Raw genomic sequence first — 7,718 nt, forward strand, 5'->3', positions numbered from 1 at the left:
ACTTCTTGACCTCGGCTGTCGATGGCCCGAGTGTGGCGAAGAGAGCGCTCTACCTCCTCCTCGCCCAAGGAGAACGTCATGCGTTTGATCACCTCACCCCGTCGCTTTTTCGCTGCGATTGTCCCTCTCGCCTTGGTGCTCGCCGTCGGCTCCACTCCATCCGCTGTGGTCGCCACTGACGGTCCGCCACCTTCCGTCGACGAGTTGGGCCGCCCGCTGATCCGCAACAGTGGGCAGGCCTATCTCAACGCTGGTTTGCCGGTCGCGGCCCGCGTCGCGGACCTGCTGCGCCGGATGACGCTGGAGGAAAAGGTCGGCCAGATGACCCAGGCCGAGCGCGGCGCGGTCACGAACGACGCGACGCTCGTCACCACCTGGCGCCTCGGGTCGGTCCTGTCTGGCGGCGGCTCGGTCCCGACTCCGAACACGCCGACGGCGTGGGCCGACATGGTCGACAGATTCCAGGCTGCCGCGTTGCAGACCCGCCTGCAGATCCCGCTCCTGTACGGCGTCGACTCGGTACACGGCCACGGAAACTTGCTGGGGGCAACGGTCTTCCCGCACAACATCGGCCTCGGCTCGACCTGGGATCCCGCACTGGTACGACGGATCGAGCATGTTGTGTCCGAGGAGACCCGGGCCACCGGACCGCAATGGGCGTTCGCGCCATGCATCTGCGTCGCCCGCGACACCCGCTGGGGCCGCACTTACGAAAGCTTCTCGGAGAGCCCTTGGCTGGTGAGTCAATTCGCCTCCGCGATCGAAGGCTTCCAGGGCTCGAACCTGGCTGCCACGGATCGGGTGCTGGCGTCGGCCAAGCACTTCGCGGGTGACGGCGACACCGAGTTCGGATCGGCCGCCGGCGACTACACGATCGATCAGGGCATCACGGTGACGAACCGCCAGGACTTCGCCCGGATCGACCTCGCGCCGTATGTTCCCGCCGTACGCACGTACAACACCGGCACAGTGATGCCGTCGTTCTCCAGTGTCGACTGGACCGAGGATGGTGTCGGCAACCCGATCAAGATGCACGCGAACCGTGAGCTGATCACCTCTGTTTTGAAGGGAAAGCTCGGGTTCGCCGGGTTCGTCATCTCCGACTGGGAGGGGATTCACCAGCTCCCGGGCGACTGGGCCACGCAGGTCCGGACCGGGGTGAACGCCGGCATCGACATGTTCATGGAACCGAACTCGTACCAGTCCTTCGAGACGACGCTGCTCGACGAGGTGCGCGCGGGCCGAGTTTCGCAGGCGCGGATCGACGACGCCGTACGGCGGATCTTGACGAAGAAGTTCGAGCTTGGTTTGTTCGAGAAGCCTTATACGGATCGGACTCATCTTGGTGAAGTCGGCTCGGCGCAGCATCGGGCGCTCGCGCGCGAAGCCGTCGCCAAGTCGCAGGTGCTGCTGAAGAACGCCGGCGGCCTGCTGCCGTTGAAGAAGAACGCCAAAATTTACGTCGCGGGCCGCAACGCCGACAACATGGGAAACCAGGCCGGCGGCTGGACGCTCAGCTGGCAAGGCGCTTCGGGACGGGACCGGATCCCGGGCAACACCATCCTCGAAGGCATCCAGCAGGTGGCTGGGTCGGTCACCTACAGCGAGGACGGCTCGGCACCAACGGCCGGGAGTGACGTCGCCATTGTCGCGGTCGGCGAGACGCCGTACGCCGAGGGCTTCGGTGACGTCGGCGGTCCTCTATGGGCCTACGACCCGGAGGACGCCGGCGTACCCCGCGAACCAAAGAGCCTCGACCTGCAGCCTGCCGATCAAGCCGTCGTCGACAAGGTCTGCGGCGCGGTAGCGAAGTGCGTCGTCCTGGTCGTGTCGGGCCGCCCGCAGGTCATCCCTCCCGCCCAGTTGCAGAAGATCGACGCCCTGGTGGCCTCCTGGCTCCCCGGCTCCCAAGGCGAAGGCGTCGCCGACGTCCTCTTCGGCGCCAAACCCTTCACCGGCAAGCTCTCCCACACCTGGCCCCGCACCGCCGCCCAGGAACCAATCAACACCGGCGACCCCACCTACAACCCCCTCTACCCCTTCGCCTGGGGCCTACGCACCAGCCCCTAACAACCCCACCCCCCACAAACCACCATTCGGCACACCGGTCCCCGCTACCCCCCACCGCAGTCGGGTGTGCTCAACGCTCGCCGCTGGCGCTGATCGGTGTGCTGGCTGCTGCGTCGCACCTCACTGGTGCGTCAACCGCCCACCGCAGTCCGGTGTGCTCAACACTCACTGCTCACCCCCGTGTGTTGGCGCTGGCTGCTGCGCTGACCGCGCTCACAGCTGCACCAGCGCCGACCGTCCGCCGCTGCGCCGACCGTCTACCGCTGCGCTCACCCTACCGCTGCGCTCACCGCCTTCGCAGCACTGACCTACTGCGCTCATGGGTGGCTGCTCTCTCACCGCCCGGCACTGCGGCCACCGCCCGCTGCTGCGCACCCGGTCTGCTGACCGCCGACCGGTGCGCTCACCACTGCGCGTCAGTGACCGAAGCGGTCCGAGTCGGCGGCGGGTCGGGCGGTGCCGTCCAGAGCTGACAGTGCTGCCAGGTCGGCGTCGGTCAGGTCGAAGTCGAAGATGTTGAGGTTCTGCTCGAGGCGTGCGCGGTTGGCGGACTTCGGGATCGGTACGACGTCCTGCTGCGTCTCCCACCGGAGCACAACCTGCCCCGGCGTTCGCCCATGCACCTTGGCGATCTCCTGAACCGCCGGGTGTTCCAGCAGGTCAGTGCCTTTACCCAGCGGACTCCACGCCTCGGTGACGATCCCGTGCCGTGCGTGGAACTTCCGCTCAGCCGCCTTGGCCCACACAGGGCTCAGCTGAACCTGATTGACTTCCGGCGCCACGCCCGTCTCGTCGATCAGCCGCTGCAGGTGCGCCGGCTTGAAGTTCGACGTACCGATCGCCCGCACCAGCCCAGAGTCGCGCAACTCGATCAGCCCTTGCCAGGCATCGACGTACTGGTCCTGGTCAGGATTCGGCCAATGGATGAGCAGCAGGTCGAGGTACTCAACCTGCAGCTTCTCCGCACTCGCCTCGAACGCGGTCCGCACTCCGTCGACGCTGTGCCACCGTTTGTTGAACTTCGAGGTCACGAACACCTCGTCCCGCGGCGCCGTCCGGATCGCCCGTCCGACCCCGACCTCGTTCCGGTAGTTCTCCGCCGTGTCGATCAGCCGGTATCCGACCTCGAGCGCCTGAGCCACCGCCCGCTCGGCCTCCTCGTCATTCATCGGCGAGGTCCCGAGCCCCACCCCGCGGCATCACGGCGCCGTGACTCAACGTGACGGTTGGTAGCGGGCTCATCGGCTCCTCCTTCGTCTGGTCCTTCGTCCGACGCTGCCGGCCACGCTACCCGTCTCATCCGCCGCGGATTGGGGGAGCCAACTGTCGGCGGCGTAGTTCATCATGGTGCGGCGGGCTCGGAACTGCGGGAGGGGTGGGCGAATGAAGAACCGGCTGATCACTCTGGTGGATCTGGGCCTGGACAGCTCGTTCGACGCGTCGATGACGTTCGTCCAGGGCATCACCGGGAACATCAACGCAGGCTGGGACCAGCCGGTGATCGACGTGAACTTCGTCCGCACCCGCGACCACGAGACCGCCTTCTCCGCGCTCACCACCCCCTCGACCGTGCTGCACGTGATGGCGCACGGTGACCACAGCGAGGAGCCGTCCTTCCTGTCCACCGACGGCCAGACCCAGGTCTCCCTGAAGTCGCTGGCCGACTGGTTCCTGGACCGCCAGTGGGGGATCGCGAGCGGCGTCGTCATCGCCGACGGCTGCAAAACCGGCATCGGCAAGTGGCAACGCGCGATCCGCGACTGCCTCCAGGACGACATCACCTACATCGGCACGAGCACCGTCATCGGCTGGTACGAGGCCACAGTCTTCTGCTCCGCCTTCTACGGCGCCCTGGTCCGAAACCGCGGCCTCGGCCGCACCCCCGCCGAACAAGGCTGGGACGCCGCCAACCGCGCCATCCGCGCCTACGAAACCCTCACCGACGCCCGCTGCCCCTACAAACCAGTCCTCCTAACCCCCTCCCGCCGAGCCCTCCGCTCCCTAACCGGCTAACCGCCTCGGCCAACCCGCCCCGAGTCAATCAATCCGCTGCCGCCAGACCCCACTCCCACAAGCCCGCCTCGACCGGCAATATCACCGGTTGTCGCCGCGTTGACCGATCCGTCCACGCAGGTCGGTCGCTGACCCTGCCCCGGCTGTACGCGGCCTCGGCAGGACCACGGAGGTCCGTCGGGGCTGCGCCAGGCACTCGGAGTCGGCATTGGCCCGCGCCGACACGCGTGGGGCGGCTACTTTGGATTAGGCGTGTGAAACTTTCTGGTGGGCTCGTCGTGTGGCGAGTCCGTGCTCTGGGTTGCCGGTGACCCGGGTGGCGCGAGGACGGGGAAGCCGTCCGGTACGCATTGGCCGATCTGCTGACGTCCGCCTGACGCCGTGGAGGACCGCCGCCATGAAGCTCCACCGGAATACCCTCCTCACGGCCGCTGCGATTGTTCTCGTCCTGTACGTCGTCACACTCATCGTCGGTCTGCCGGCCTGGGCCGCCATCGTGCTCATTGTGGTCCTGCTCGTGCTCCTCGCCGTGGTCTGGAAACAGCCCGAGGAGCGTCGCCCGGTGGTGGCACCGGCGCCCCCCGTCGGGCAGTCGGTCGTACTGCCGGATCGTGAGCCGGTGTTCTCCGGACCGCCGTCCCGGACGGTTGCCGACGTACGACTGCCGTCGGCGTCGCCGGACTTCCAGTTCAGCTTCTCTGCGGTTGTTCAGTGGTCAACGGTGCTGTCGGGTGCGCGTCATGCCGATCTCGGGGCGGTCGCGGTCGACGCGTTGCTCGAGCGCGCCCGGGCGTTGACCGCGACGCAGCAGGTGACGGAAGAGTCGCTCAACCAGCACCGCCTTGCCGCCGTCCTCGGCGAGCCTGCGCTCGACGAGAAGGGGCAGGTGCGCAGCTGGGCGACCGAGGTACGTCTGCGCCTGCCGGACGCGGACCAGAAGCATCTCCATCACCTCGCCACTCTGCACCGGCGTGAGCAGACCACGCTGCTGGAACGCCGGATGGAGCAGGACAAGCGCGCGTACTTGAAGAACGACGTCTTCGCCACGCCCGGCTCGGCTGCCGTTTGGTGGCTCGTCAACCACCCCGGAGAAGTCGAGACGGCCCTCGGACTGCTCGACACCCTCGCCGAACTGTCCGCCGCCGCCAACGACCTGCCCGTCCGGCATCAGGCCGCGGACACGACCAAGCGCGGCAAGCCGACCCGTCCAGAACTCGACTTCGACACCGCTGTCGACCACCTCCTCGAAGGACCCGGCACGGATCCGCAATCCGATGGACACAAGGACAAGCAGGTACGCAAGGCACCCACGGATGACCCGCAGCCAGGCAGTTACCGGGAACAGTTCTTCTCCGATTGAGGCGGTGGGACCGGCCGGCTGCAGGGTGGGCCGGCCCCACCGGGTTCAGGTATCCAGCCAGCGAATCGTGGTCCTCCCGTTGTGACCGTGGATGGTGAGCAGGGCGTCGATGCCGTCGGGCCAGATGGTGGTGGTCGGATAGCGCCCGCCCCAGTGCAGAGCCACCGTCCCGTCGGTCCACTCGACTCCTTCGGCGACGACGCCCGTACCGCTGATGCCGGAGACGTCGACATGGCGGACCAGCTGGAAGCAGCGTGGCCCGGAATCGTTCGCGACTTTCAGATGACGCCGTCGCGAGATCGTCCGCAACAGCGTCGTGGAACTTCGGCTGGTCTCGTCCATGCCCCAAGTCAACGCCCGGCGCGCTGCCGTCACCAGGAACTCAACCGGTATCCACAGGGAAGAAATTGTGCCCTCCGGGGGTCACTCGATCACCGTAAATTGATTGCAAGGAGTGACCGACGCGCAAGGGAGCGATACCGATGACTGTCATCGATGAATGGACCGGCCGGCACGCGCATGCCTTGCGCACGGCACTGCGACTGACCAACGAGGCCTTCGCAGAACGCCTCGGCATCTCGCCACGAACCTCGACCAAATGGCGCGAGCGCCCGGAGATGGTGCTCACCCCACACATACAGGCAGCCCTGGATACGTTGCTGAGTGAAGCGCCTCCTGACGCCGGGGTCAGATTCGCGGCGAACCTCGGTCTGGAGCAACGGCGAATACCGCTGGACCACACGGTGCTGACCCAGCTCAACGCCGCCCTCGGCGATCTGGCCCGCGCCCTGGCGCGCCTGGAATCCAGCGAGACGGAGCGATCACCGGCACACTGACCAACGCGGGGTACGACGACGTACGCCGTACGGAAGGGAGTGCGGGATGAGGCGGCGGCCGGTGAACTCGTCGAGCGTGCGATCGGTGGGCTGGTCCGAGGGAACGTTGGAGCTGGAGTACGTCAATGGTTCGACGTACCAGTACTACGACGTCCCGCAGCCGACGTACGCCGCTCTGCTCGCCGCGCCCAGCATCGGTGCGTACGTGAACGCCCACATCAAGCCGTACTACGACTACCGCGAGCTCTGAGCACAGGGGTTTCTGACGACGTCGCCGCGGGCACCGGAAAGGAGTTCCACACGGGGGTACGCCCAGCCCAGGAGGTGGACATGCGCACTCATAGAGCGTCTACGACAGGCACCCGCGTCGTCACGATCATCGTCTTTGTCTGGCTGCTCATCGGCCTGGCGGCCGCGGCTCAGCGAAACTACTTCGCCGGTTCCGACGCGACGTGCGCCAAGGTGGGCACGACGCTGGTCACCATCGTCGCCGGCCCGCTGAACTATCTCGGCGCGAACCCGAAGATCGACTGCTCAGCGCCACAACCGTCCAGATAGCTCCGAGCGCTCCGGGAATAGGTGCGGGGAGCCGTCGGTTACGTCCAACGCCGTCCGGTTCATGACCCCGGGCCTCAACCTAAGCCGCTCCGAGCGGCCACTCGCCGAGAGGCGTCTGCTGGGCGGTGCGGTACGTGGCAGGTGGGAGTCGGCTGACCGGCTCCCGCTTGCCGTCTCCGGTACGTCGCCGGCCGGTGAAATCCCGTGGAGCCGCGCTTGTGTGGTGGGGCATCATGGAAACGTCGCTGGCGGAGACGTGAGTGACGGGTGTGACCAGAGGGACGACCACTGGTTCGCGGCGGCACCGAATAGACCCAGCGTCGAGGTGCTGCGCGAGGCTCCGGACAGGCTCCGGGACCCCGATTTGCATCTGCGCCGCGAATGTCAGTAATGTTCTTCTTGTTGGAGCGGGTGCGGGACGCGAAAGCGGCCGGTTGCTCCGACAAACTCCCTGAAGGTCTTGGTAGCCGAAACACGCCCCGGTGGGTTTCGGTCACTGGGTCGCGCAGGGGGACTGGGACGAAAGAGGCCGATTTGACCGGCCCCGGACGAAACAGTAAAGTTGGGCGAGTTGCCCCGGAGCTTCAAACGAAAGTCTGAAGCGCGGTGTGCGTCCGATTCTTGAGAACTCAACAGCGTGCCGAAAGTCAATGCCGAAATTTAAGTAGTATCCCCGTTCACAGGCATTGGACAGCTTTCACGGCCCGGGTCTTTGACTTTGGGTTGGTGGTTGTTTGTTGTCTGTGGCGGATTCCTTTGAAATATTTTTGATTCAAGTCAGTTTGATTGTTTCTGATTCAAAGGATCACTCGATGTGTCGACTCACCAGTTTTCTGGTTTGTCATATTTTTCAACGGAGAGTTTGATCCTGGCTCAGGACG

At 66.0% G+C, this 7,718-nt stretch carries 8 protein-coding genes; 6 read left to right on the forward strand and 2 right to left on the reverse strand.

The window, feature by feature from the left end; all coding sequences use genetic code 11:
• Positions 1–78: 78 nt before the first annotated feature.
• Positions 79–2,070, forward strand: a complete 1,992-nt coding sequence (locus tag EV646_RS36875; RefSeq protein ID WP_132157131.1) for a glycoside hydrolase family 3 protein — start codon at positions 79–81, stop codon at positions 2,068–2,070.
• Between the two features lie 416 nt (positions 2,071–2,486).
• On the opposite strand, the gene EV646_RS36880 is transcribed toward EV646_RS36875, so the two are convergent.
• On the reverse strand, positions 2,487–3,239 hold the full coding sequence (locus tag EV646_RS36880; RefSeq protein ID WP_241996568.1) for an aldo/keto reductase: 753 nt from the start codon (positions 3,237–3,239) through the stop codon (positions 2,487–2,489).
• A gap of 214 nt (positions 3,240–3,453) precedes the next feature.
• Here EV646_RS36880 and EV646_RS36885 point away from each other — a divergent pair, with 214 nt between their 5' ends.
• Both EV646_RS36885 and EV646_RS36890 read left to right on the forward strand, forming a co-directional pair.
• Entirely contained in the window at positions 3,454–4,083 is a 630-nt protein-coding gene (locus EV646_RS36885) for a hypothetical protein (RefSeq protein WP_132157133.1), read from the forward strand.
• 397 nt (positions 4,084–4,480) lie between these two features.
• On the forward strand, positions 4,481–5,443 hold the full coding sequence (locus tag EV646_RS36890) for a hypothetical protein (protein ID WP_132157135.1): 963 nt from the start codon (positions 4,481–4,483) through the stop codon (positions 5,441–5,443).
• A gap of 45 nt (positions 5,444–5,488) precedes the next feature.
• Here EV646_RS36890 and EV646_RS36895 read toward each other — a convergent pair whose 3' ends face one another.
• Positions 5,489–5,785: a hypothetical protein gene (locus EV646_RS36895; RefSeq protein ID WP_241996569.1), complete on the reverse strand. Its 297-nt coding sequence runs from the start codon at positions 5,783–5,785 to the stop codon at positions 5,489–5,491.
• 140 nt (positions 5,786–5,925) lie between these two features.
• On the opposite strand from EV646_RS36895, the gene EV646_RS36900 reads away from it, so the two are divergent.
• From EV646_RS36900 to EV646_RS36910, 3 genes are all read left to right on the forward strand, one after another.
• Positions 5,926–6,279: an XRE family transcriptional regulator gene (locus EV646_RS36900; protein WP_132157137.1), complete on the forward strand. Its 354-nt coding sequence runs from the start codon at positions 5,926–5,928 to the stop codon at positions 6,277–6,279.
• Positions 6,280–6,325: 46 nt separating this feature from the next.
• Positions 6,326–6,529, forward strand: a complete 204-nt coding sequence (locus tag EV646_RS36905) for a KTSC domain-containing protein (protein WP_132157139.1) — start codon at positions 6,326–6,328, stop codon at positions 6,527–6,529.
• An 80-nt stretch (positions 6,530–6,609) separates the two neighbouring features.
• Positions 6,610–6,837: a hypothetical protein gene (locus tag EV646_RS36910; protein ID WP_132157141.1), complete on the forward strand. Its 228-nt coding sequence runs from the start codon at positions 6,610–6,612 to the stop codon at positions 6,835–6,837.
• The last annotated feature ends 881 nt before the right edge of the window (positions 6,838–7,718 follow it).

Origin of the sequence: Kribbella antiqua (assembly GCF_004345665.1) — a bacterium.
GTDB lineage: Bacteria > Actinomycetota > Actinomycetes > Propionibacteriales > Kribbellaceae > Kribbella > Kribbella antiqua.